This window comes from Tistlia consotensis USBA 355 (assembly GCF_900177295.1).
Lineage (GTDB): Bacteria > Pseudomonadota > Alphaproteobacteria > Kiloniellales > DSM-21159 > Tistlia > Tistlia consotensis.
Map to the genome: position 1 here is coordinate 59,746 of NZ_FWZX01000025.1, position 24,046 is coordinate 83,791.

At 72.8% G+C, this 24,046-nt stretch carries 24 protein-coding genes; 12 read left to right on the forward strand and 12 right to left on the reverse strand.

Features of this window, described 5'->3' with window-relative positions:
• The first annotated feature begins 46 nt into the window (after positions 1-46).
• The 5 genes from B9O00_RS23615 (at position 47) to B9O00_RS23635 (ending at position 5,987) form a co-directional block, all read left to right on the forward strand.
• Entirely contained in the window at positions 47-544 is a 498-nt protein-coding gene (locus B9O00_RS23615) for a (2Fe-2S)-binding protein (protein ID WP_496196059.1), read from the forward strand.
• Complete coding sequence (locus B9O00_RS23620; RefSeq protein WP_085125208.1) at positions 541-2,964, forward strand: aerobic carbon-monoxide dehydrogenase large subunit; 2,424 nt, start codon at positions 541-543, stop codon at positions 2,962-2,964. Before B9O00_RS23615 ends, B9O00_RS23620 begins: the two co-directional genes overlap by 4 nt.
• A 103-nt stretch (positions 2,965-3,067) precedes the next feature.
• The gene (locus B9O00_RS23625) at positions 3,068-3,943 is read left to right on the forward strand and encodes an AAA family ATPase (protein ID WP_085125209.1); all 876 of its coding nucleotides are present in this window, start codon (positions 3,068-3,070) and stop codon (positions 3,941-3,943) included.
• The gene (locus B9O00_RS23630) at positions 3,943-5,139 is read left to right on the forward strand and encodes a vWA domain-containing protein (protein WP_085125210.1); all 1,197 of its coding nucleotides are present in this window, start codon (positions 3,943-3,945) and stop codon (positions 5,137-5,139) included. Before B9O00_RS23625 ends, B9O00_RS23630 begins: the two co-directional genes overlap by 1 nt.
• Positions 5,136-5,987 (forward strand): XdhC family protein, encoded by an 852-nt coding sequence (locus tag B9O00_RS23635; protein ID WP_085125211.1) that lies wholly within the window; start codon positions 5,136-5,138, stop codon positions 5,985-5,987. The genes B9O00_RS23630 and B9O00_RS23635 overlap by 4 nt, the downstream gene beginning before the upstream one ends.
• A gap of 25 nt (positions 5,988-6,012) precedes the next feature.
• On the opposite strand, the gene B9O00_RS23640 is transcribed toward B9O00_RS23635, so the two are convergent.
• Genes B9O00_RS23640 through B9O00_RS23660 form a run of 5 tightly spaced genes read right to left on the reverse strand, consistent with a single transcriptional unit; the run spans position 6,013 to position 11,280 of the window.
• Positions 6,013-6,579 (reverse strand): ureidoglycolate lyase, encoded by a 567-nt coding sequence (locus B9O00_RS23640; protein WP_085125212.1) that lies wholly within the window; start codon positions 6,577-6,579, stop codon positions 6,013-6,015.
• Between the two features lie 55 nt (positions 6,580-6,634).
• On the reverse strand, positions 6,635-7,627 hold the full coding sequence (locus B9O00_RS23645) for an ABC transporter permease (protein ID WP_085125213.1): 993 nt from the start codon (positions 7,625-7,627) through the stop codon (positions 6,635-6,637).
• Positions 7,627-8,658 (reverse strand): ABC transporter permease, encoded by a 1,032-nt coding sequence (locus B9O00_RS23650; RefSeq protein WP_218822922.1) that lies wholly within the window; start codon positions 8,656-8,658, stop codon positions 7,627-7,629. The genes B9O00_RS23645 and B9O00_RS23650 overlap by 1 nt, the downstream gene beginning before the upstream one ends.
• Positions 8,645-10,171 (reverse strand): sugar ABC transporter ATP-binding protein, encoded by a 1,527-nt coding sequence (locus B9O00_RS23655; RefSeq protein WP_085125214.1) that lies wholly within the window; start codon positions 10,169-10,171, stop codon positions 8,645-8,647. The genes B9O00_RS23650 and B9O00_RS23655 overlap by 14 nt, the downstream gene beginning before the upstream one ends.
• Positions 10,168-11,280 carry a sugar ABC transporter substrate-binding protein gene (locus tag B9O00_RS23660; protein WP_085125215.1) on the reverse strand — a complete coding sequence of 371 codons (1,113 nt, stop codon included), beginning with the start codon at positions 11,278-11,280 and terminating at the stop codon, positions 10,168-10,170. The genes B9O00_RS23655 and B9O00_RS23660 overlap by 4 nt, the downstream gene beginning before the upstream one ends.
• Before the next feature lie 385 nt (positions 11,281-11,665).
• On the opposite strand from B9O00_RS23660, the gene B9O00_RS23665 reads away from it, so the two are divergent.
• On the forward strand, positions 11,666-12,448 hold the full coding sequence (locus B9O00_RS23665) for a sulfite exporter TauE/SafE family protein (RefSeq protein WP_235017186.1): 783 nt from the start codon (positions 11,666-11,668) through the stop codon (positions 12,446-12,448).
• Positions 12,449-12,476: 28 nt separating this feature from the next.
• On the opposite strand, the gene B9O00_RS23670 is transcribed toward B9O00_RS23665, so the two are convergent.
• Positions 12,477-12,863 carry a response regulator gene (locus tag B9O00_RS23670; RefSeq protein WP_085125217.1) on the reverse strand — a complete coding sequence of 129 codons (387 nt, stop codon included), beginning with the start codon at positions 12,861-12,863 and terminating at the stop codon, positions 12,477-12,479.
• A 248-nt stretch (positions 12,864-13,111) separates the two neighbouring features.
• On the opposite strand from B9O00_RS23670, the gene B9O00_RS23675 reads away from it, so the two are divergent.
• Positions 13,112-15,391 (forward strand): ATP-binding protein, encoded by a 2,280-nt coding sequence (locus B9O00_RS23675; RefSeq protein ID WP_085125218.1) that lies wholly within the window; start codon positions 13,112-13,114, stop codon positions 15,389-15,391.
• Here the strand turns inward: B9O00_RS23675 and B9O00_RS23680 are convergent.
• The 4 genes from B9O00_RS23680 to B9O00_RS23695 all read right to left on the reverse strand — a co-directional run bounded on the left by B9O00_RS23680 (position 15,376) and on the right by B9O00_RS23695 (position 18,886).
• Positions 15,376-16,008, reverse strand: coding sequence for a cysteine hydrolase family protein (locus tag B9O00_RS23680; protein ID WP_085125219.1), 633 nt, complete (start codon positions 16,006-16,008; stop codon positions 15,376-15,378). The genes B9O00_RS23675 and B9O00_RS23680 overlap by 16 nt on opposite strands.
• Before the next feature lie 20 nt (positions 16,009-16,028).
• On the reverse strand, positions 16,029-16,688 hold the full coding sequence (locus tag B9O00_RS23685) for a DJ-1/PfpI family protein (protein ID WP_085125220.1): 660 nt from the start codon (positions 16,686-16,688) through the stop codon (positions 16,029-16,031).
• An 81-nt stretch (positions 16,689-16,769) separates the two neighbouring features.
• Positions 16,770-18,182, reverse strand: coding sequence for a HAMP domain-containing sensor histidine kinase (locus B9O00_RS23690; protein WP_085125221.1), 1,413 nt, complete (start codon positions 18,180-18,182; stop codon positions 16,770-16,772).
• The gene (locus tag B9O00_RS23695; protein WP_085125222.1) at positions 18,179-18,886 is read right to left on the reverse strand and encodes a response regulator; all 708 of its coding nucleotides are present in this window, start codon (positions 18,884-18,886) and stop codon (positions 18,179-18,181) included. The genes B9O00_RS23690 and B9O00_RS23695 overlap by 4 nt, the downstream gene beginning before the upstream one ends.
• A 197-nt stretch (positions 18,887-19,083) precedes the next feature.
• Between B9O00_RS23695 and B9O00_RS23700 the strand changes: the two genes are divergently transcribed.
• Complete coding sequence (locus B9O00_RS23700; RefSeq protein WP_085125223.1) at positions 19,084-19,368, forward strand: PepSY domain-containing protein; 285 nt, start codon at positions 19,084-19,086, stop codon at positions 19,366-19,368.
• An 8-nt stretch (positions 19,369-19,376) separates the two neighbouring features.
• The gene (locus B9O00_RS23705) at positions 19,377-19,982 is read left to right on the forward strand and encodes a cytochrome b/b6 domain-containing protein (RefSeq protein ID WP_085125224.1); all 606 of its coding nucleotides are present in this window, start codon (positions 19,377-19,379) and stop codon (positions 19,980-19,982) included.
• A gap of 251 nt (positions 19,983-20,233) precedes the next feature.
• Here the strand turns inward: B9O00_RS23705 and B9O00_RS23710 are convergent, their stop codons facing one another.
• Both B9O00_RS23710 and B9O00_RS23715 read right to left on the reverse strand, forming a co-directional pair.
• A complete protein-coding gene (locus B9O00_RS23710) occupies positions 20,234-20,815 on the reverse strand; it encodes a TapB family protein (protein ID WP_085125225.1) in 582 nt (193 codons plus the stop codon).
• 151 nt (positions 20,816-20,966) lie between these two features.
• Complete coding sequence (locus tag B9O00_RS23715; protein WP_085125226.1) at positions 20,967-21,395, reverse strand: VOC family protein; 429 nt, start codon at positions 21,393-21,395, stop codon at positions 20,967-20,969.
• A 144-nt stretch (positions 21,396-21,539) separates the two neighbouring features.
• Here B9O00_RS23715 and B9O00_RS23720 point away from each other — a divergent pair, with 144 nt between their 5' ends.
• Genes B9O00_RS23720 through B9O00_RS23730 form a run of 3 tightly spaced genes read left to right on the forward strand, consistent with a single transcriptional unit; the run spans position 21,540 to position 23,934 of the window.
• The gene (locus tag B9O00_RS23720) at positions 21,540-23,186 is read left to right on the forward strand and encodes a hypothetical protein (RefSeq protein WP_085125227.1); all 1,647 of its coding nucleotides are present in this window, start codon (positions 21,540-21,542) and stop codon (positions 23,184-23,186) included.
• A gap of 12 nt (positions 23,187-23,198) precedes the next feature.
• Positions 23,199-23,510, forward strand: a complete 312-nt coding sequence (locus B9O00_RS23725; protein WP_085125228.1) for a hypothetical protein — start codon at positions 23,199-23,201, stop codon at positions 23,508-23,510.
• Positions 23,511-23,523: 13 nt separating this feature from the next.
• Positions 23,524-23,934 carry a hypothetical protein gene (locus B9O00_RS23730; RefSeq protein ID WP_085125229.1) on the forward strand — a complete coding sequence of 137 codons (411 nt, stop codon included), beginning with the start codon at positions 23,524-23,526 and terminating at the stop codon, positions 23,932-23,934.
• Positions 23,935-24,046: the final 112 nt, after the last annotated feature.

Consider the following 24,046-nt stretch of genomic DNA (forward strand, 5'->3'; position numbering starts at 1 on the left):
CCCTCCGAGCGCCGCATCCCCCTACCGGGAGCACTCCATGTCGAAGATGCACGTCAAGATGACGGTCAACGGCCGGGCCGTCGAAGCCCTGGCCGAGCCGCGGACCCTGCTGATCCACTTCCTGCGCGAGGAGCTGGCGCTGACCGGCCCGCACATCGGCTGCGACACCAGCCATTGCGGCGCCTGCACCGTCGACCTCGACGGCAAGTCGGTGAAGTCCTGCACGGTCTTCGTGGCCCAGGCCAACGGCGCCGAGGTCACGACCATCGAGGGCTTGGCCGCCGCCGACGGCAGCCTGCACCCGCTGCAGGAGGCCTTCCGCGAGCATCACGGCCTGCAGTGCGGCTTCTGCACGCCGGGCATGATCACCCGGGCCTACCGGCTGCTGCAGGAGAACCCGAACCCGAGCGAGGCGGAGATCCGCTTCGGCATCTCGGGCAACCTCTGCCGCTGCACCGGCTACCAGAACATCGTCAAGGCGATCCAGGCGGCGGCGCAGCAGATGGCCGTCGCTACCACTGCCCCTGGGGAGGCCGCGGAATGACCGTCCAGACCCCCGTCTCGCTCGAGGAGCGCAAGGACAAGCTCCAGGGCCTCGGCTGCTCGCGCAAGCGCGTCGAGGATGCCCGCTTCACCCAGGGCAAGGGCCACTACGTCGACGACATCAAGCTGCCCGGCATGCTGTTCGGCGACTTCGTGCGCTCGCCGATCGGCCACGGCCGCATCAAGTCGATCAACAAGGAGGCGGCGCTGGCCGTGCCCGGGGTCAAGGCGGTGCTGACCGCCGACGACCTGAGGCCGCTCGGCCTGCACTGGATGCCGACGCTGGCCGGCGACGTCCAGGCGGTGCTGGCCGACGAGAAGGTGCTGTTCCAGAACCAGGAGGTCGCCTTCGTCGTCGCCGAGGACCGCTACGCCGCGGCCGACGCGGTCGAGCTGGTCGAGGTCGACTACGAGGAGCTGCCGCCGCTGGTCGATCCGCACCGCTCGATGGACCCGGACGCGCCGATCCTGCGCGAGGACATCAAGGACAAGACCGAGGGGGCCCACGGGCCGCGCCGCCACCCGAACCACATCTTCACCTGGGAGGTCGGCGACAAGGCGGCGACCGAGCAGGCCCTGGCCGCGGCCGCGGTCGTGGTCGAGGAGCAGATCACCTACCAGCGGGTCCATCCCTGTCCGCTGGAGACCTGCGGCTGCGTCGCCTCGATGGACAAGATCAACGGCAAGCTGACGATCTGGGGCACCTTCCAGGCGCCGCACGCGGTGCGCACCGTGGCCTCGCTGATCACCAACATCCCCGAGCACAACATCCGGATCATCTCGCCGGACATCGGCGGCGGCTTCGGCAACAAGGTCGGCGTCTATCCGGGCTACATCTGCTCGGCCGTCGCCTCGATCGTGCTGGGCGTGCCGGTCAAGTGGATCGAGGACCGCATGGAGAACCTCTCCACGACGGCCTTCGCCCGCGACTACCACATGACCGGCAGGATCGCGGCGACCCCGGAAGGCCGGATCACCGGCCTCTGGTGCCACGTGCTGGCCGACCACGGCGCCTTCGACGCCTGCGCCGACCCGACCAAGTTCCCGGCCGGCTTCTTCAACATCTGCACCGGCTCCTACGACGTGCCCGTGGCCTACGTCTCGGTCGACGGCGTCTACACCAACAAGGCGCCGGGCGGCGTCGCCTACCGCTGCTCCTTCCGGGTCACCGAGGCCAGCTACTTCATCGAGCGCATGATCGACGTGCTGGCGCGCAAGCTGGACAGGGACCCGGCCGAGATCCGGATGATCAACTTCATCCGCAAGGAGCAGTTTCCCTACCAGTCGGCGCTCGGCTGGGAATACGACTCCGGCGACTACCACACGGCGCTCGCCAAGGCGCTGAAGAGCGTCGACTACGACGGCCTGAGGGCCCGCCAGAAGGCCAGTCGCGAGGCCTTCAAGCGGGGCGAGACCCGCAAGCTGATGGGCGTCGGCGTCGCCTTCTTCACCGAGATCGTCGGCGCCGGCCCGGTCAAGAACTGCGACATCCTGGGCCTCGGGATGTTCGACTCCTGCGAGATCCGCATCCATCCGACCGGCTCGGCGATCGCCCGCCTGGGCACGATCAGCCAGGGCCAGGGCCACGCCACGACCTTCGCCCAGATCCTGGCCAGCGAGATCGGCATCCCGGCCGCCGACATCACCCTGGAGGAGGGCGACACCGACACCGCGCCCTACGGCCTGGGCACCTACGGCTCGCGCTCGACGCCGGTCGCCGGCGCCGCCACGGCCATGGCCGGGCGGAAGATCCGGGCCAAGGCGCAGATGATCGCGGCCTACCTGCTGGAGGTCCACGAGGGCGACCTGGAGTGGGAGGTCGACCGCTTCCAGGTCAAGGGCAACCCGGAGCGCTTCAAGACCATGAAGGAGCTCGCCTTCGCCGCCTACAACCAGGCGATCCCGGGGCTCGAGCCGGGCCTCGAGGCGGTCTCCTACTACGACCCGCCGAACATGACCTATCCCTTCGGCGCCTATCTCTGCGTGGTCCAGATCGACGTCGACACGGGCGTCACCGAGATCGAGCGCTTCTATGCCCTCGACGACTGCGGCACCCGGATCAACCCGATGATCATCGAGGGCCAGGTCCACGGCGGCCTGACCGAGGCCCTGGCCATCGCCATGGGCCAGGAGATCTCCTACGACGCGGACGGCAACGTCCACGGCGGCAGCCTGATGGACTTCTTCCTGCCGACCGCGGTCGAGACCCCGGCCTGGGAGACCGACTGGACCGAGACCCCCTCGCCGCACCATCCGATCGGCGCCAAGGGCGTCGGCGAGAGCCCCAACGTCGGCGGCGTGTCGGCCTTCTCGAACGCCGTCAACGACGCCTTCGCGCACCTCGGACTGACCCATACCCAGATGCCGCACGACCATTGGCGGGTCTGGCAGACCGCTCAGCGGCTGGGCGTGACCGGGTGACGCGACAACCCCCGAGACAGAAGCCGGGGGAGGAAAGGGAGCGGGCAGGAGGGCGGCTTCGGACGCCCTCCTGCCCGACCACCCGAAGACCCATATTCTGCCCATGACCGAAGCCGGACCCGATCTCGCGGAGCGCCTGCGCGACGTCGGCTACGTCGCCGACGAAGGCCTCGCGACCGCGCTTCAGCTCGCCCTCGAGCTGAAGCGGCCGCTGCTGCTCGAGGGCGAGGCCGGGGTCGGCAAGACCGAGGTCGCCAAGGCCCTGGCGGCACTGCTCGACACGCGCCTCATCCGCCTGCAGTGCTACGAGGGCCTGGACGCCGGCCACGCGATCTACGAGTGGAACTACCAGCGCCAGCTGCTGGCGATCCGGGCGCGCGAGCAGGAGCACCTGAGCGCCCGCCAGATCGAGGCCGAGATCTTCTCCGAGGACTACCTGCTGCGCCGCCCGCTGCTGGAGGCGTTGAGCCAGGAGCAGCCGCCGGTGCTGCTGATCGACGAGATCGACCGCGCCGACGAGGAGTTCGAGGCCTACCTGCTGGAGATCCTCTCGGACTTCCAGGTCACGGTGCCGGAGCTCGGCACCATCCGGGCACGCTCGATCCCGGTCGTCATCCTGACCTCTAACGGCACGCGCGAGCTCAGCGACGCGCTGCGCCGGCGCTGCCTCTACAGCTGGGTCGAGTTCCCGGAGCCCGGGCGCGAGCTGGAGATCCTGCGCCGCCGCCTGCCCGGGATCGACGCGCGCCTCGCCGGGCAGGTCGCGGCCTTCGTGCGTGCCCTGCGCCGCGAGGAGCTGGAGAAGAAGCCGGGCATCGCCGAGACCCTGGACTGGGCGGCGGCGCTGGCCGGGCTCGGCATCGAGCGGCTCGGCGCCGAGCCGGAGAAGCTGCAGCGCACGCTGATCTGCCTCTTGAAGACCGAGGCCGACCTCAAGGCCGTGACGCCCGAGGTGACGGCCCGGCTGGCCGCGGAGTGATGGCTGTGCCCGCCGCGCCGGTGGCCGCGGCGCCGCCCTTCGCGGCGCGCATGGCCGGCTTCGTCGGCCACCTCCGGCTCAACGGCTTCGCGCTCGGGCCGGAGGAGACGGCGGGGGCGCTGCGCGTGGTCGAGGGCGGGCCCCATACGACCGCCGAGGCGCGTCGCCGCCTGCGCTGCCTGCTGGCCGGCCGGCGCGAGGAGTGGCAGCGCTTCGATGCGCTCTTCGAAGCCTACTGGTTCGGCCGGGGGCGGGTGCGCGAGCGGGTCGAGCGGCCGCGGCATCGCCAGCAGCGCAACCGCGCCCAGCAGGCGCTGTGGCGCGGCCATCTCGGCGACGAGGCCGCGAGCGAGCCCGCCGACGCGCGCGGACCCAGGCTCGAGAGTGCCGCCGGCGCGGAGGCCGAGGGCGAGTCGAGCGGCCGCCTGATCGCCTCGCGCCGGCAGGTGCTGCGCCGCACCGACCTGCGCCACGTCGTCGATCCGGCGGAGATGGCGGCCGCCGAGGAACTGGCCTTCCGGCTCGCCAGCGCGATCCGCTATCGCCTGTCGCGGCGCCAGCGGATCGCACCCCGGGGCCGACGGCTCGACCTCCGCCGGACCATCCGCCGCTCGCTCGCCCAGGGCGGCGAGCCGCTGCGCCTGGCCTGGCGCGAGCGCCCGGACCGGCCGGTGCGCCTGGTCGTCTTCCTCGACGTCTCGGGCTCGATGCAGCACTACAGCCGCTTCTTCCTGCAGTTCGTGAAGGGCCTGGTCGGGCGCTGGGCGGAGAGCGACGCCTACCTGCTGCACACCCGCCTGGTGCGGGTCACCGATGCCCTGCGCGAGCGCGATTCCCTGAAGGCCATGACGCAGCTCGCGCTGCTCGCCGAGGGCTTCGGCGGCGGCACCCGGCTGGGTGAGGGCCTGGCCGCCTTCAACGCGCACTACGCCAAGCGGGCGCTCAACGCCCGCTCGGTCGTGCTGATCCTGAGCGACGGCTACGACACCGGCAGCCCCGAGGCCCTGGCCGCGGCTCTCGGGCGGCTGAAGAAGCGGGCGCCGCGCCTGATCTGGCTGAACCCGCTGCTCGGCTGGCGCGACTACCGGCCGGTGACCGCGGCCATGCAGGCGGCCTTGCCCTACATCGACCACTTCGCCGCGGCCAACACGCTGGACGCCCTGGCCGCCCTCGAGCCGGAGCTCGCGACGCTATGACCAGTGCGGAGAAGATCCTCGACCTGATCGAACGGCTGCGCGCCGAGGGCGCCGACTTCTGCGTCGCGACGGTGGTGCGCACCGCCAACGCCACCTCGGCCAAGGCCGGCGCCAAGGCGGTGGTGACCGCCGACGGGCTGCTGCACGGCTTCGTCGGCGGCGGCTGCGTCACCGGGGCGGTGCGCAAGGCCGGCCTGGAGGCGCTCAGGCGGAACGAGCCGACGATGATCCGCGTACGCCCGAAGGAGGAGGTCGCCCAGGCTGGTCGTGGGGCCGGCAACGGGCCGCAGGACGCCGACGGCGTGCCGCTGCACGCCTCGATGTGCCCGAGCGGCGGCACGGTCGAGCTGTTCCTGGAGCCGCTCGGCCAGGCGCCGCGCCTGGTCGTCTGCGGCGCGTCGCCGGTCGCCCAGGCCCTGGTCGCCCAGGCCGCCGCGGTCGGCCGGCGGGTGATCGCCGCCGCCCCGGCCGAGGAGCAGGAGCGCCTCGCCGGCGCCGACGTCCTGCTCGACGGCTACGACTTGGCGGGCCTTCGGCTCGGGCCCCGCGACGCCGTCGTCGTGGCGACCCAGGGCCGCCGCGACCGCGAGGCGCTGAAGGCGGCGCTGGAGAGCGGCGCCGGCTATCTCGGCATGGTCGGCAGCCGGCGCAAGGTGCAGACCCTGGCCGGCAGGCTCAGGGAGGAGCTGTCGCCAGAGGCCTCGGCGCGCCTGCCCGAGCTGCACGGGCCGGCCGGCCTCGACATCGGCGCCATCGAGCCGGAGGAGATCGCGCTCTCGATCCTCGCCGAGCTGGTCCAGCTGCGCCGCAAGGCCGACCGCGGCGTCCCGGTGGCGTCGGCCGGGTAGCGGCCGCCGAGGCTCGATCCCGGCGTCACGTCCCGGCCGCGACCCTGAAGCTGACCCGGGGCAGGTCCGGCAGCGTCAGGCTCTCCGGCTCCTCGTCGGCTCCCAGGTCACGGTAGACCGTGGCCTTGCCGGCCGCGTAGTCGACCATCTGCGTCGGATTGGGCGCCGAGTTCAGGATCAGGAAGGTGCCGCCCGGCGGGCCCAGGACGAAGCGGTTCAGCGAGTGCCAGGTGCCGCGGCGAAACGACCAGCCCTTGCCCGGGTCGATGCGGAAGCAGCGTACGCTCGCCGGGTCGGGCACGTCGGCGGGATCGTCGCTCGCCGTCGGCGGAGCGGCGCAGACCACGGCCGGCGCTCCGGAAAGCTGCACGAAGCTCTGCGTCACGCCGAAATGCCGCTCCAGCACGTGGAAGCCGAGGCCGGCCTGCGGCTGCCAGATCACGCTCACCGTGGTGCGGCCGTCGTGCGAATAGCCGGTCGGCGTCATCAGGCGCCGGTCGGCCGGCTGCTCCGTCGCCTCCCAGACATCGCCGAACGGGGCGAAGCTGTCGGCCGTCATCGGCTCGGCGGCAAGTGTCAGTTCGTCGGTCATTGCTCGGTCCTCCCTCCACGACAGCCCGACCGGCGCAGCGGCGCCAGGGCCCAGGCTAGTCCTCGGCCTCTTCGCGGCCGTAGAGCAGCAGCAGCAGCAGGATGACGATGCCGTAGATGATGTTGCGGCCGTAGTCCGGCATGTTCATGGCCAGCAGCACGCTGACCAGCGCGACCAGGGTGACCGCGCCGGCGGCGACGCCCAGGTAGTGGCCTCGGCCGCCCAGCATGTAGACGCCGCCGATCACCACGGCCGCGATCGACTGGAAGAGGTAGGGATCGCCCATGCCGAGCGAGGCCTGGCCGCCGAAGCCGACCAGCAGGATGCCGGCGAGCGCCGCGAAGAGCCCGCTCAGCACGTAGAGCAGGATGGTGATCAGCCGCACGTTGACGCCGGCGAGGTAGCTGGCGTGCGGGTTGTTGCCGGTCGCGTAGGTGCGGCGCCCGAAGGTCGTGAAGGACAGCAGCAGCGACACCAGCGCGATGACGACCAGCCAGAGGACCAGCGCCGAGGGGATGCCGAAGAGGCTGCCGTGCACCGCGTCGGCGACCACCGGCGGCGCGTAGGAGGCGCAGGCGCCGCAGGTCAGGCCGCCGCTCAGGCCCAGGGTCAGGCCCTCCATGATGCCGTTCATGGCCAGCGTCATGACCACCGCCGGCACGCCCAGGAAGGCGATGGCGACGCCGTTGACCAGGCCGGCGGCTGCGCCCATGCCGAGGGTCAGGAGCAGCGCCCAGGGCGCCCGGTCGTCCTGGCCGAGCGAGCTGGTGACCAGCAGGATCGAGGCGCCGTTCAGGACCCAGGGCACCGAGAGGTCGATGCCGCCGATCAGCACGACGAAGGTCTGGCCGGCGGCGACCAGGCCGACGAAGGAGGCGACCATGACGATCGCCCCGATGCTGCCCGGGCTGGCGAAGCCGGGATGGACGATCTCGCCGACGGCGAACAGCAGGATCGCCGCCAGGAAGGCGTAGAGGATGCGCCGCCGGTCGCGGTTCAGGCCGGCCCGCTCGAGCGGCTGCAGCAGGGCAGCGTTCCACTTGGCCATCAGCGGCTCCGCCTCAGGAAGCGGCCGATCGCCGTCGAGAGCACGACCGCGACGACCAGGAACAGCCCCTCGTAGAACGACTGGTAGAGGGGATCGATGTTCGAGAAGAACAGGATGTTGACGATCATCGTCGTCACGAAGGCGCCGGCGATCACCCCGATGCCGCTGCCGCGTCCGCCGAACAGGTTCATGCCGCCGAGCACGCAGGCGACGATCGAGGTCAGGGTGAAGCCGTTGCCGGTGGTCGCGTCGCCGGCCGTCGCGGTCGCCGCCAGGAACAGCCCGGCGGCCCCGGCGAACAGCCCGCTCAGCGTGAAGGAGGTGACCCGGGCGCGCACCGTGTCGATGCCGTTGGCCCGCGCCGACTGCTCGTCGTTGCCGATGGCGAAGATCGCGACGCCGATCCGGCTGCGCCGGAAGGCGTACCAGACGAGCGCGACCAGCAGGACGTAGAGCAGGGCGTAGGGCTGGAAGGGGTTGACCAGCACCGAGGTGTAGACCGGCGGGATGCTGCCGCCCGGCTGGGGCAGCACCTTGATGGCGATGCCCTGGTAGATCGACAGGGTCGCCAGGGTCGCCAGGATCGGCTGCAGCCGGCCGACGCCGACCAGCAGGCCGTTGACCAGGCCGAGGCCGGCGCCGATCGCCAGCACGATCACGCTCCAGAGCACCATGCTGCCGGGGCTGTCGTGGATGTGCACGGCGGCCAGGGCGTTCGCCAGGTCCATGGTGCCGCCGATCGAGAGGTCGAGGCCGCGGGTCAGCACCACGAAGGACTGGCCGATCGCCGCGAGCACCAGCGGCATGGTGTTGTTGACCGTCGAGGTCAGCTCGAAATTGCCGGGCAGCGACTGCGTCTCGGCCCAGTAGACCGCGCAATAGAGCACGATCGCGGCGACCAGCATGACCAGCGCCAGGACCAGGCCGACGTTCTGGCCGAGGAAGTGCGTGACCTTGCCGCGCCGCGGGCGGCGCCCGCCGGCTGCGGCCGTGGGGTCGGGCGGGACGGCGGGCGTGTCAATCGGCGGCACGGGATTCCCTGACGGCGGCGGTGACGATGTCCTCGGCGGTGATGCCGGGGGCGGAGAGCTCGGCAGCGATGCGGCCCTCGCGCATCACCAGGACCCGGTGGCAGAGGTGCGCCAGCTCCTCGGCGTCGCTGGAATAGTAGAGCAGCGCGCGGCCCTCGCCGGCGAGGCGCATCATCAGCTCGTAGATCTCGTGCTTGGTCGCGACGTCGACGCCGCGCGTCACGTCGTAGAGCAGCAGGATGCGCGAATCGGCCAGCAGCCAGCGGCCGAGCAGCACCTTCTGCTGGTTGCCGCCGCTGAGCTGGCGCACCGGGTTGCCGAGGCCGGGCGTGCGGATCTTCAGCGCGTCGACCATGCCCTGGGCCAGGCCGCGCTCGCGCGCGCCGCCGATCAGCCCGAGCGAGGAGACCGCCGGCAGCACCGCCAGGGTCAGGTTGGCGCGCACCGACAGCGGCAGCAGCAGGCCCTCGGTCTTGCGGTCCTCGGGGACCAGGGCCATGCCGAGGCGCGCGGCGTCGCGCGGGCTGCGGATGCGCGCCGGCCTGCCGTCGACGACGATGCGGCCGCTGTGCGCCTGGGCGCCGAACAGCGAGAAGAACAGCTCGCGGTGGCCGTGGCCGGCGAGGCCGCCGACCCCGAGGATCTCGGAGGCGTGCAGGGTCAGCGAGGCGTTCCTGAGGCCTTCGCCGGCAAGCTCCTCGACCTCGAGGACGGCGCGGTCGTGCGCCCGCGCCGGCGGCTGCGGGTAGAAGGCCTCGAGCTGGCGCCCGGTCATCAGGGTGACCGCCCGGTCCTCGTCGATCTCGGTGAAGGTGCCGACCTCGGCGCCGTTGCGGAAGATCGTGATGCGGTCGGCGATCGAGGTGATCTCGTTCCAGCGGTGCGAGGTGAAGATGATGCACTTGCCGTCGGCGCGCAGGCCCTGGATCAGCTCGAACAGCCAGGCGACCTCCTTCTCGCCGAGCGAGGAGGTCGGCTCGTCGAGCAGCAGGGTCGAGGGATCCTGGATGATCACCCGGGCGATCTCGACCATCTGCCGCTGGGCGAGCGACAGGTCCTCGATCAGCGCGCGCGGGTCGATGTGGTCGATGCCGAGCCAGGTCAGCACCCGGTCGGCCTCCCCGACCATGCGGTCGCGGTCGATCAGGCCGAGCCGGCCGCGCGGCTCGCGGCGGATCAGCAGGTTCTCCGCGACCGTCATCCAGGGCAGCAGGGTCAGCTCCTGGAACACCGTCCAGATGCCCAGGGCGTGGGCGTCGTCGGCGCCGTGCAGCTCGACCTTGCGGCCGGCGGCGCGGACCTCGCCGGCGTCCGGACGCAGCCGGCCGCCGAGCAGCTTGATCAGCGTGCTCTTGCCGGCGCCGTTCTCGCCGACCAGGGCATGCACCTCGCCGGGTCTCGCCGAGAAGGTCGCGCTGTCGACGGCCTGCACGCCGCCGAAGGCCTTGGCCAGCCGGATGCCCTCGACCGCCGGCGGGACGACCCCGCCGGCGGTCTGCGTCGCCTCGCTCATGCAGGCGGCAGCTTGACGTTCAGTTCGCCCGGGCAGGCCTTGCCGTCGGTCGCACCGTCGATGCACATCTTCACGGTGGCGTCGGGGCCGCTGTCGGTGAAGTCGGCGAAGAAGCTGTCGGGCAGGTCGGGGAAGACCGTCTCGCCGACCTTCACCGTGTCGTTGGTGACGTAGGGGAAGGGGATGGTGATATCCTTCTTGGGGTAGGTCCCCGCCAGGACGCGGCGGGCCAGCTCCAGGGAGATCACCGAGAGGAACGGCGGCTGGCCGATCGAGATGCCGTCGACCTTGTGGCCGTCGTAGCCGATCATGAACTTGCGGAAGCCGTTCTCGGCCTCGCCGGCGGTCGGCGGCAGCGGCCGCTTGGCGGCGATGAAGGCCTTGAGCACCCCGTCGGTGCCGCCCTGGCACCAGATGCCGTCGATCTGCGGCAGCGAGGGCAGGATCGCCGTGGTGTTGCGCTCGGCGGTCGAGGAGTCCCACATGCCGGTGTAGCGGTTGACGACCTTGATGCCGGGGTTGGCCTTCCAGACCTCGTCGGCGCCCTTGTTGCGGTCCAGGTCGACCGAGGTGCCGGCGACGCCGGTGACCATGATGACGTTGCCCTTGCCGCCCAGCTTGTCGACCAGCCACTGGGCCAGCTTCTTGCCGAACTCGACCTGGTCGGTGTTGACCTTCAGGACCGAGGGCGCGGTCACGATGTTGTCGAACGACACGACCAGGATGCCGCGCTGGGTCGCCTGGGTCAGGATGCCGTTGAGGCCGGTCGGCGAGGCGGCGTTGACGACGATCGCGTCGACCTTCTTGGCGATCAGGTTGGAGATCTGCTGCGACTGCTTCGAGACGTCGTTGCCCGAGTTGAACCACGAGCCCTCGACCTGGGAGGCGAAGGGCTCCATCTGCAGCGCCGCCTTGAAGACGTTCTCCATCTCGATGCGCCACTTGTTGCCGATGAAGGAGTTCGACAGGGCGATCGTGAACTTCTTGTCGGCCGCCCTCGCGATTCCGGGGGCGAGCTGCGGCAGCGCCAGGGAACCGGCAACGCCGAGGCCGGCGGCTGCGGTCGCGCCGGCCTGCAGGAACCTGCGTCTGGTGAACCGTCCGATCATCGTTTTCCTCCCTCGATTTCTTTTTCGTTCAACGCTTGCCGCTGCCGCCCGGCACCGCTTCGGGTGCCCGGCCGCGGGACGGCTCCGGCTGTCCGTGCCGGGGCCGAGACGGAAGACAAACAGAAACGCTCGACGAGATCTCGTGACCTAACAGCGCACTGGAAAACAGTGTTTCATAACCGAGGGTTGAGAGGATAGGGCGAATCCGGCGGGAACACAATCGACGGCGCGGCCCGCGCGCCCTCGCGACCTTTCGGCCGCGGCCGCAGCATCGCCGCGGCCGAAAGGCCTTAGCATGCCGCCTCTTCCCGATGGAGCCCGCCCCGATGGAGCCCGCCCCGATGGAGCCCGCCCCGATGGAGCCCGCCCCGATGGAGCCCGCCCCGTGAGCGCCGATCCTGCCGCGACCGTCTTCCCGACCGATCCGGCGACCCTGCTGCTGGTCGCCGCGGTGTTCCTGCTCGCCGGCCTCGTCAAGGGCCTGATCGGCCTCGGCCTGCCGACCGTCTCGCTGGCCCTGCTGACCGCCGCCGTCGGCCTGCAGCCGGCGATGGCCCTGATGCTGGCGCCGGCCTTCCTGACCAATCTCTGGCAGGGCCTGGGCGGCGGCCGGCTGCGGCCGCTGCTGGCCCGGCTCTGGCCGTTCCTGCTGACTGCCGGCCTGACGATCTGGCTCGGCGCGGCGGCCCTGACCCGGATCGAGCTGCGCTGGCTGTCGGCGCTGCTCGGCCTGCTGCTCGTGCTTTACGCCCTCTATGGCCTGGCGCGGCCGCCGCTGCTGCTGTCGCGCCGGGGCGAGCCCTGGATCGGCCTGCTGGCCGGCCTCGCCAACGGCCTGCTGACCGGCATGACCGGCTCCTTCGTCGTGCCGGGCGTCGCCTACCTGCAGGCTCTGGGCCTGCCGCGCGACGCCCTGGTCCAGGCGATGGGGCTGCTGTTCGGCGTCTCGACCGTCGCGCTGGCGGTCGCGCTCGGCGGTCGCGGCCTGCTGTCTCCGCAGCTCGGCTGCCTGTCGCTGGCCGCCATCGCGCCGGCGCTGTCCGGGCTGTGGCTCGGCCGGCGGCTGCGCGGACGCCTCGACGAGGTCGCTTTCCGCCGCGTGCTGCTGGCGGCGCTGCTGCTGCTCGGGCTGTGGATCGTCTGGCGCGAGCTCGCCCGACAGCCGTGATCCGCGGCTGCCCGGGCAGGGCAGGGGCTCAGGCGGCGGCCTTGCGCTCGATCAGCCGGGCCAGGGTGCCCGGCACGCTGTCGGCCAGCGGCTTCGCCGTCCCCTCGTCGGCGCCGAGCAGGCAGGCCAGGCGCAGCACGTCGAGGCCGCTGTGCCAGCAACTGCTGCCGGTGACCGCCACGATGGCGCCGCGGTAGTTGCGGCTGCGCAGCGTGCGGATCGTCTCCAGGCCATCCATCTCGGGCATGTAGATGTCGACCAGGATGGCGTCGTAGAGACCGGGGTGCCGGGCTGCCCAGGCCACGGCCTGGGCGCCGCTGTTGCAGGTCTCGACCTCGTAGCCGGCGTTGCGCAGCACTGCGCTCATGGCCGTCAGGTCGCGTTCCAGATCGTCGACGAGAAGCAGCTTGGTCACGGCGCGGGCTCGCAGGTCAGAGGTCGATGCCGATCCGGTTCTGCGGCATTTTAGGTAAATGTCATGTGAATGAGAACCGTCTGGATTGTAAACATGGTGGATTCTTCGCTCACTGCGGTCCGGACAGCCGGATCATTTCCGGATGGAACGGCGCTTCCCGGCGGGCAGACCGTCGGAGTTAAGGGGCTGTTCATTCTTGGCCGCCAATCTGACGGGTCTGACCATGGCCGAGCGGACGGCTGCCGCCCATGTTCGATTCCGGCTTCCTGGCTCTCACGCAGAACGTCGGCCTGCTGGCGCTGCTGGTCGTCGCCTACGGCGGCCTGGCCTGCGCGGTCGCGGCGCTGCCGGCCGCGGTCCGGCAGCTGCTGCTCGGCGGCCTGTTCGGCCTGTCCGGCCTGCTGCTCATGGCTTTTCCCTTCGAGACCGGCTCCGGCCTGATCTTCGACGGCCGCGCCGTGCCGCTGCTGCTCGCCGGCCCGTTCGGCGGCGGCCCGCTCGCGGCCCTGGCCGCCGGCCTGCTGGTCGCGGCCGGACGGCTGGCGATCGGCGGCGACGGCGTGCTGCCGTCGCTGGTCGTCGCTCTGGCGGTCGTCGCGCTGTCGAGCGGGCTCTGGCTGCTGCGCAGCCGCGGCGGCCGGTTCGACGCGGGCATCCTGGCGCTCGGCGGCCTCGCCGCCTCGGCGGCCCTGTTCGCCGGCCTGTTCCTGCTCGGCCGCGAGACGGCGGTCGGCCTCGTCGCCGGCCTGGGCCCGGCCTACCTGACCACCGTGGCCGGGGCGACGGCGCTGTTCGGCTACCTGCTGCTGCTCGACGACCGGCGCCGCGAGGCGCTGGCGGGTGCCGAGGCGGCGCGCCGCGCGGCGGACCTGGCGAACGCGTCGAAGTCGCGCTTCCTGGCGCGCATGAGCCACGAGCTCAGAACACCGCTGACCGGCATCCTCGGCATGGTCGACCTGATGGCGCGCGACGCCACGCCGCAGGCCCGGCAGGGCTATCTGGAGGCGCTGCGCGGCTCGGGCCGCATCCTGCTGACGCTGATCGACGACATCCTCGACCTCTCGGGTCTCGAGGGCGGCGGTCTGACGATCTCGCCGGGCGAGGTCTCGCTGCATCGCCTGACCTTCGACGTCGTGAGCGTCTTCGAGCCGCGCGCCCAGGCGAAGGGCCTGACCCTGCGCCTGGTGATCGACGAGGCGGTGCCCGAGACGATCCTCTGCGATGACCGGCGGGTCCGGCAGATCCTGTTCAAGCTGCTCGGCAACGCCCTCCGCTTCACCGAGCGCGGCCACGTCGAGCTGAGCCTGCACACCGCCGCCGGCGCCGGCGCCGGCCGTCTGGTCTTCGAGGTCCGGGACAGCGGCCCCGGCATCGAGGCCGGCCGCCTGGAGCGGATCTTCGAGCCCTTCGAGCCCGGTGACGCCACGGCCGGCGGCGTCGGCCTGGGGCTCGCCGTCTCGCGGGGCCTCGCGGAGCGGATGGGCGGCCGCCTGACGGTGCGCAGCGAGAAGGGGCTCGGCTCGATCTTCGTGCTGGAGCTGCCGCTGGCGCCCGTCGGCGCGGCGGCGGGGCCGGGGGCCGACCGGGGGGGCAACCACGGGGCCGACCGCGGAGCCGACCGCGGAGCCGACCGCGGGGCCGACCGCGGGCCAGCGGTCGCGCAGCCGGCCGGCGAGCCGCTCGCCGGGCTCGCCCTGCTGGTCGCCGAGGACACCGCCGTCACCCGTCTGTTGCTCGGCGAGATGCTGGCCAGGCTGGGCGCCGAGCCGGTGCTGGTCGAGGACGGCCGGCAGGCTCTGGAGCGGCTCCGGGAGCGGACCTTCGACCTGGTCCTGATGGACATGCAGATGCCGCGGCTCGACGGCGTCGAGGCGACGCGCCGGATCCGCGCGCTAGGCGGCGGCTTCGCGTCCCTGCCGATCGTCGGCCTGACCGCCGACGTCGTCGCCGGGAACCGGCCGCGCTACCTCGAGGCCGGCCTGAGCGACCTGCTGTACAAGCCGGTCGACTGGCCGGTGCTGACCGCCCGCATCGCCGCGCTGGTCGCGGAGCGGCGGGGGCGCGCCGAGGCGACGTCGCCGGCCGGCCCGTCCGCCCCCGAGGCGGACCGGGACGGCGAGGCCCTGCCGTCCGACGACTCGCCGGCGGCGCGCATCGCGGCGGCCTGCGGCGGGCGTCCGACCTACGATCCCAAGGTCAGGCGCGCGCTGGCCGATTCCATGGCGCCGGCGCGCCTGGAGGAGATCCTCGCGCTCTGGCCGCCCTTCGCCGAGGAGCACCGCGCCCTGATCGAGCAGGCCCTGGCGGCCGGCGACGGCACGGCGCTGGCCCGCGCCGCGCACAGCGTCAAGGGCACCGCCGGCTATCTCGGCTTCGTCCGGCTCGAGGCCCTGTGCAAGGCGGCGCAGCGCCCGACCGAGGACGCCGGGCTGCAGGCGGCGCTGGGCGCCGAGATCGCCCTGGAGCTGAAGCGCACGCTCGACGAGCTGCCGCCGGCCGGCGGGCCGCCGCTCTACGCCGTCGGCTGAGCGGCCCGGGCCGCTGCCTCTTTGGCGGCGGCAGCCAGCGCCGCGGCCGGCAGCACCGTCGCGAACTCGAAGCCCAGGGTCGCCAGGTGGACGCGCTGGACCTCCTCGGCCGGAAGCGTGCCGCCCTGGCCGTCGGGCAGGTCGAAGGCCGCGCAGGCGTCCCCGGCGAGCAGGGTGCGGAAGCCGAGGTTCGAGGCGATCCGGGCGGTCGTCGAGACGCACATGTCGGTCGAGATGCCGAACAGCACGACCGCCGTCGCGCCGAGCCGGCGCAGCCGCAGCTCGAGGTCGGTGCCGACGAAGGCGCAGTTGACCGTCTTGGCGACGACCGGCTCGCCCTCCCGGGGCTCGAAGCCGGGCCGGAAGGCGTTGCCGGCATGCGCCGGCGCCAGGGTCGAGCCGGGCTCGATCGAGTCGTGGCGGACGTGGAGGATCGGCCAGCCGGCGGTGCGCCAGGCGGCCAGCAGGGCCAGGCCCCTGGCCTCCATCTCCGGATTGCCGCGCCGCGGCCAGGGCGGGAAGTCGAAGCCCCGCTGCACGTCGATCGGGATCAGCACCGGCGGCCCGGCCTGGTCGTCGAAGAGGCCGGGGGCGGCGGCATTTGCGTGGGTATCCATGGGGTCCTGCAGCTAGACGGTCAGATCAGGCCGTGGCGGCCGGCGAAGGGATCGCGGCCCGGGTCGTCGTGCCAGGTGTATTCGGCCCAGAGCGCGGCCTGTTCGGCCTGCGCGCGGCCGAGCAGGTCGGCGATCACGGCGAGCGCCATGTCGATGCCGGCCGAAACGCCCGAGGAGCTGTAGAAGCTGCCGTCCTTGACCCAGCGCGCCTGGCGCACCCAGTGGACCTGCGGCCCCTGGGACTCGACCCAGGCGAAGGCCGCCTTGTTGGTCGTCGCGTGCAGGCCGTCGAGCACACCGGCACGGGCCAGGAGCGCGCTGCCGGTGCAGACCGACAGGGTGTGTCCGGCCTTCGGCGCGATGTCGGCGAGCCAGGCCAGGGTCACCGGCTCGTCGACCAGGGCGCGCGTGCCGGGCCCGCCGGGCACCAGCAGCAGGTCGGGCGCGGCGATGCCGCCCGGGTTGAGCTCGCTCCAGGCCGCGCCGCCGCTGCAGCCCTCGCCCCAGGCGACGTCGACCAGGGTGCGCGGGCCGGCGCGACTGGCGACCGGGTCCGAGGTGCGCGACAGGATCTGGATCTCGAAGTGCTCGGTGAAGAAGCCGAACATCTCGAGCGGCCCGTAGAGATCGAGCAGCTCGAAGCCCGGAAACACCAGGGCGCCGATCGTCTGCTTGGCCATGGCGGTCTCCCCGCTGCGCTTGTCCCCGGGGCCCAAGCATGCGCCGGGATGCGCCCGCGGTCGAGGGGGCAGGAACCGGCGTCAGGGCAGCCGGATGCGGGCCTCGAAGCCGTCGCTGCGGCCGCTCGCCGGCGAGCGCAGCTCGAGGCTGCCGCCGGCCTGCTCCAGGATCGTGCCGGCGATCGCCAGGCCGAGGCCGGAGCCCGAGGTCGTGGCCCCCGCGCGCTCGAAGCGGGTGCCCAGCTTCGCCAGCCGGTCGGGCGGCACGACAGGCCCGGCGTTGACCACGGCGACGCTGCGGTCGCTGCCGACCGTGACCGTCACCGCCTCGTCGGCGCTGCCGTGGCGCAGGGCGTTGTCGATCAGGTTGCGCAGCGCGATGCCGAAGGCGTCGAGGTCGAGCCGCGCGTCGAGCCGCTCGGGCCCGCCGGGCGCCAGCACCAGCCGTCCGGCGCCGGCCGGCCTGCGGCCGATCTCGTCGACCAGCAGCCGCACGACCGGCAGCAGGTCGGCCTCGGCGTTGTCGAGGCCGAGGCCGGCCTCGGCGCGGGCCAGCTGCAACAGCTTCTCGACCAGCCCGGAAAGGCCGTGCAGGCTGTCGATCAGGCCGGCGACGCGCTGCTGCAGCTTCGCGGTGCCCGGAGCGCCGCCCTCCGGCCCCCGCGCGCGCAGCTCGGCGGCGAGGCGCTGGCTCTGGGCCAGGGCGGCGGCGACCGGGGTGCGCAGCTCATGGGCACTGTTGGCGGCGAAGGCGCGCTCGCCCTCCAGGGTCTGGGAGAGGCGGCCGAGCAGGCGGTTGACGTCGCGGATGATCGCCTGCAGCTCGCGCGGCAGGCCCTCGTCGGGCAGCGGTGCCAGGTTGCCGCCGCCGCGCGCGTGGATCGCGTCGCGCAGCCGGCCGATCGGCTGCAGGCTGCCGCGCACCGTCCAGAAGATCGCGCCGGCGGCGAGCGGCACCAGCAGCAGCAGGGGCGCGGCCAGCCAGACGAACAGCTCGCTCATCGCCTCGGTGCGATGCACCAGCGGCTCGGCGACCTGCAGGGTCAGGCCGCGCGGGCCGCGCTCGCCGTAGACCCTGAGGCCGCCTGCCTCGCCGAAGCCGCGCTGCGGCGCCACCGGGAAGGGCTCGTGCGGCGCGTCGTGGGAACGCAGCAGCACGTGGCCCGCGGCGTCGCGCAGCTGGTAGATCAGGTACTCCTCGTGCTCGGCCAGGACGGTGTCCGGCCGGTCGATGGCGCGCTCTTCGTGCTCGTCCCCCGACTCGTTGTGGGACTCGTCGCGCGATTCGTCCCGGTCGGAGCCGCTGTCGCGCAGCTCGTCGATGGTCAGGGGCAGCAGGCGCTGGGCGGTCTCCTGCAGGGCGCTGTCGAAGATCTCGTCGAGCTCGTCGCGCAGCGCCAGCGCCGAGCCGGCGACGGCGATCAGCCACAGCGCGCTCAGTCCCAGGGTCAGGCGCCCGACCAGGCGGCGCGACAGGCTGAAGCCGCCGCTCACCGGCTCGCCGTCCCGGGAGCCGGCTGGCCGGGGGGGGCGTCGCGCGGCTCGAGCGCGAGCTGGTAGCCGAGGCCGCGCTGGGTGCGGATGGCGTCGCGGCCGAGCTTCTTGCGCAGCCGGCTGACATGGACCTCGACGCTGTTGCTCTCGATCTCCGAGCCGAAGGCGTAGAGCGTCTCCTCGATCCGCTCCTTGGGAACGACCGCGCCCGGCCGCTGCAGCAGCTGCTCCAGGATCGCCCACTCGCGCCGGGTCAGCGCGACCTCCTGGCCGTCGCGGGTCAGGCGGCGGGCCGCCCGGTCGATCTCCAGCGGGCCGAGGCGCATCAGCGGGTTGGGGTTGCCGCCGTAGCGCCGGGCGACGGCGGCGACGCGGGCCGACAGCTCGTCGAGGTCGAAGGGCTTGACCAGGTAGTCGTCGGCCCCGGCGTTGAGGCCGGCGATGCGGTCGCTGACCTGGTCGCGCGCGGTCAGGATGATCACCGGCCGGGTGTCGCCGGCGCGGCGCAGGGTGCGCAGCAGGTCCAGGCCGAGGCCGTCGGGCAGGTGCAGGTCGAGCAGCACCAGGTCGTAGTCGACGGCGCGCAGCGCCGCCTCGGCGTCGTCGAGCCGGCCGACGACGTCGACGGCATGGCCGGCGGCGGCGACCTGCTCGCGCACCGCCTCGGCCAGGCGCGGCTCGTCCTCGATCAGCAGAACCCTCATAGCCCTTCGTCCTCAAGCAGACCGGTTGCGCGCGGCACCCCCGTCTTTGACCGCCGCAAGCTTACGCCATGCTGACGAAGATTCTCAGCGGTGGTCAGGCTGCCGTCAGACAGCAGCGGCAGTCTCGCCGCCATCACGGTCGCATCGGCCGGATCCTTCCTCCCCACTCCTTTCCCCAACGAAGATGAGGCAGTTCGATGAGGTATCTTCTCCTGACCACCGCTGTCGCCGCGATGACCGCCGTCGGCAGCGGCCTGCTGATGCCGCTGCCGGCCGCCGCCAGCGTGCACTGCACCGCGCCGCAGGGCGAGTGGCAGCCGGAGGCCGCGCTGCGCCAGCAGCTCGAGGGCCAGGGCTGGCAGATCAAGCGGATCAAGGTCGACGAGGGCTGCTACGAGGTCTACGCCCACGACAAGGCCGGCAACCGCAAGGAGGTCTACTACGACCCGCGGACCCTGCAGCCGGTCGGCAGCGAGGACTGAGCGGCGCCATGGGCAGCGTCGCGAGCAGCGTCGCTGGAGCGGCCGGCGCGAGCCGGCCGCCGCGGAGCGCGGGGAGCCGTGACGGCGTCCGCGTCTGGGACCCCCTGGTGCGGCTCTTCCACTGGAGCCTGGTGCTCAGCTTCGCGGTCGCCTGGCTGAGCGCCGAGGAGATCCGGGCGCTGCACTACTGGGCCGGCTATGCCGCCGGCGGGCTGATCGCCTTCCGGCTGCTCTGGGGGCTGGTCGGCCCGCGCCACGCGCGCTTCGCCCGCTTCGTGAAGCGGCCCGCGGCGGTGCGCCGCTACCTCGGCGAGGTCCTGCGCGGCCGCGAGGCGCGCCACCTCGGCCACAATCCGGCCGGCGGCGCGATGATCGTGGCGCTGCTCGCCAGCATGGCCGGGCTCTGCCTGACCGGCTGGCTGGGCACCACCGACGCCTTCTGGGGCGTCGACTGGGTCGAAGGCCTGCACGAGGTCCTGGCCAACCTGCTGCTCGGCCTGGTCGGCCTGCATCTCGCCGGCGTCCTGCTGGCCAGCCTGCGCCATCGGGAGAACCTGGTGCGCGCCATGGTCACGGGCCGCAAGCGGCCGCCGGAGCCGGGCGACGTCCCCTGACGTCCGGCTCCCGCAGACGGCGCCGCCGCTTCCCCCCGGCGGCGCCGTCGTCGCCCGGCGCCGCCAGCCTGCTGCTAGCTTGCCGTCAGCCTGCCGTCAGGTAGGCGCTTCAGGCTGGCGCCCGGGTGGCCGAGCCAAGCGACCACCTCCGGCAGCGATCGGCCGGCGATGCCGGGCAGCCTCCCCTGACTGTCCGGCCGACGGCGCCGCCGCACCCCTCGGCGGCGCCGTCGTCTTGTCCGGCGCGGTCCTCAGGGCCGCTGCACCGCGGCCAGCTGCTCGGACCAGTGGTGACCCTCGTTGTCGGACGAACGGTACTTGACCGCCCAGCCCAGCGACGGCGCCCACCAGGTCGTCGATCTGCCCTTCCAGCCGCCCTTGTCGGACGTCACGCTCTGCCGGATCACATAGGTCTCGAAGCGGCCGGCCGGCGTCGTGACCCCCCGCTTGCCGGTGACCTCCAGGTGGTGGCGCCAGACCGGGCCGTCCTTGCCGGCCCGCTGGAGGAAGTCGACGGACTTGCCGGCCTCGAGCGGCCAGAGCGCACCGTATTTGGCGTGGTCGAAGTCCTGGCCGACGCAGGACCAGCAGGAGGGGTACCAGCCGCGCGCCGGCCCGTCGGTCCCGCGCCTGAAGCGGGCCTCGCTGCCCTTCGGCGCCAGCACCTCCGTCTTGACCGTCCTGGTCGTGCCGTTGGTCGTCGCGATCCAGGTCATCGTCGTGCCCGGTGGCGCGTAGGTCGGCCCGGCGGCCGCGGCGGCCGGGACGACCGACGGCGCGGCGAGGGCGAGGCCGGCGACCAGGGCGGCGCCGGTCAGGCTGTGTCGGAGCATCGAAATTCTCCCGTGTCGTGGTCGGGTCGCGGCCGGGCGCGCAGGCACCCGGTCGCCCGGCCAACGGACGGGCAGGGCGTTCGTTCCGAAAAGGTCGGGCTGAAGGGAGCGGGCGGCGACGAGCCCGGCGGCAACGGGCCGGGCGGGGATCTCAGTCGGGCAGGGCGAGGCTGCCGTCGTCCGCCAGCGCGAAGCCGGGGTTCCAGGCGACCTCCCAGAGGTGGCCCTCGGGATCGCGGAAGAAGCCGAACCAGCCGCCCCAGAAGGCCTCGGCGGCCGGCTTCAGGATCTCGGCGCCGGCCGCCTCGGCCTCGGCCAGCACGGCGGCGACCTCGTCCCTGGTCCGCACGTTGTGGGCCAGCACCACGCCGGCCGGCGGCGCCATCGCCTCGGCCGGCAGGCCGAGGTCGCGCGCCTGCTCCTCGAGCGGATAGAGCGACAGGCCGAGGCCGCCGGCCTGGAAGAAGGCGACGCCTTCGGCGGCGCGCACGCGCTGCGTCCAGCCGAGCCGCTCGTAGAAGGCGGTGGCCCGCGCCAGGTCGCGGACCGCGAGGGTGACCAGGGTGATGCGCGGCTCCATGACGACAGTCTAGCGCGGGACAGGACGAGAACAAAGAGGGTCCATTGTCGCACGGCCGCGTTGCGACGCGCAGCCACCTGTTGACAAAATCGCATCGCCGCGTTCGCCGGCCTGTCCGCCAACCGCCGAGGATGTTCCCGTCGCATGGTCTCTTCCTCCCGCAAGCGTGCCTCCTGCGAGACCAGGCGACCGGCTCCCCTCGAGGCGGCGCCGCCGGCCGGCGGCGCGGCACCCGAAACCGAAAGCGAGGGCGACGAGGCCCAGGCGACGGCCGTGCTGCTCGAGGCCTGCCGGCGCGATCCGCTGCGCTGGGTCGAGGAGGCCTTCGCCTGGAACCGCGGCCGTCTGGCCGGTCACGAGGGCCCGCAGCCCTGGCAGCGCGAGCTGCTCGGCCTGGTCCGCGACCGCCTGGCGGCGCTGCCCGAGCCGCGCCACGAGACGCCCCAGGCAGCGGTCGGGGAGGCCGCCGCCACGACACCCGAGATCGATCCGGTCGAGGAGGCGATCCGCATCGCCGTCGCCTCGGGCCACGGCATCGGCAAGTCAGCCTTCGTCGCCTGGCTGATCCTCTGGGCCCTGACCACGCGGCCCGACACCCAGGCGGTGGTCACCGCCAACACCGAGACCCAGCTCAGGACCAAGACCTGGGTGCAGCTCGCGACCTGGCACCGGCGCTGCCGCTTCTCCAGGGGCTTCAAGCTCTCCGGCCTGTCGCTGGCGGCGGCCGACCCGAAGCAGGCGCGGATCTGGCGCTGCGACGCGATTCCCTGGAACGACACCAACCCCGAGGCCTTCGCCGGCCTGCACAACCAGGGCGGCCGCATCCTGCTGGTCTTCGACGAGGCCTCGGCGATCCCCGACATCATCTGGGAGACCGCCGAGGGTGCCTTGACCGACCGCGACACCGAGATCCTCTGGCTGGTCGCCGGCAATCCGACCAAGGCGACCGGTCGCTTCCGCGAGTGCTTCGGGCGCTACAGCCACCGCTGGGCCTGCCGGCAGATCGACAGCCGCTCGGTCGGCTTCACCAACAAGGCGCAGATCGGGCAGTGGGTCGAGGACTACGGCGAGGACAGCGACTTCGTGCGCGTCCGGGTGCGCGGCGTCTTCCCGCGGGTCGGCTCGGCGCAGTTCGTCGCGACCGACCTGGTCGAAGAGGCCCAGGCGCGCGAGGCCGCCCACGGCCTGCAGGACCCGGTGGTCGTCGGCGTCGACGTCGCGCGCTATGGCGGCGACGAGACGGTGATCGCGATCCGCGTCGGCCGCGACGCCCGCACCCATCCCTGGATCCCGCTGCGCGGCCTCGATTCCATGCAGGTCGCCGCGCGGGTCGTCGAGGTCGTGCGGCGCCTCAGGCCCGACGCCGTGGTCGTCGACGGCGGCGGCGTCGGGGCTGGCGTGATCGACCGGCTGCGCGAGATTGGCCATCCGGTGACCGAGGCCAACTTCGGCGGCCGTGCCGACGACCCGCGCGTCTATGCCGACAAGGGCGCGGAGATGTGGGGCCGGCTCAGGGACTGGCTGGCCGGCGGCGCGCTGCCGGAGGACCCGCTGCTGCGCGATCAGCTGATCGGCCGCGAGTACGGCTACAGCCCGACCCTGCAGATCAAGCTCGAGCGCAAGCAGGACATGAAGGCGCGCGGCCTCGCCTCGCCGGACCGCGCCGACGCCCTGGCCCTGACCTTCTGGGCCGAGTGGGGCGCCCGCGATCCCGCGGCGCTCGATCCGTCTTTCGGTTCGGGCGGCCGCCACGGCGGCCTGAAGGCCGACTGGAACCCCTTCGAGGACTGATCGGAGACATCGATGTGCTTCTTCTCCAGCCCCTCGGCTCCGGCGGTGCCGGCCGTTCCGGCCCCGCCACCGCCGCCGCCACCACCCCCGCCGCCGCCCAGCCCGCAGGTCGAGAGCCGGCGCGACGAGCCGGCCAACCAGCAGCTCGCCGAGCGGCCGCGCGAGGCGCCGCGCCCGGTCAGCCAGGCCCAGAAGGCGGCGCGCCAGGACGAGCGCCGCACCGCCCTGGTCGCGACCAGCCCGGCCAAGGCGACGATCCTGACCTCCGGCCAGGGCGTGCTGTCCGCAGGCAACACCGCCAAGCGCACGCTGCTCGGCGGATGAGGGAGACGAGGTGATGTGCATGGCGCCCCGCGTGCCGACGGCTCCGGCCCCGCGCAACGTGCTGCAGATCTACGGCCGCACGCTCGACCTCGACAAGCAGACCGACCGCCTCGACTACCAGAACCTGCAGCGCCTGGAGGCCGAGGGCAGGATCGACCGCTGGGGGCGCGAGATCGCGCAGCCGGCGTCGGCTCAGGGGGCTTCGCCGGCGGCCTCGTCGTCGTCGTCCGGCGGCGAGACGGCTCCCCAGGCCGGCAGCGTCGCCCAGAAGGCCGAGCCGCCCCGCGACGTCACCGAGGGCGAGAAGCAGGCCCGGCGCAAGACCGCCGGCCAGGCCCGCGTCGCCGGCCGCTCGCCCGCGATCGCAGCCGGCAGCCGGCTCGGCCAGGGCAACAGCGCCAAGAAGACCCTGCTGGGCGGGTGAGGTCCGTGCCCGGTCCGCCCCACCCTTCGACAGGCTCAGGGTGAAGCGGATTTCTTGGTGGAGTTCACAAGATTCGCTTCGTCCTGAGCCTGTCGAAGGGCGGAGCGAAAAG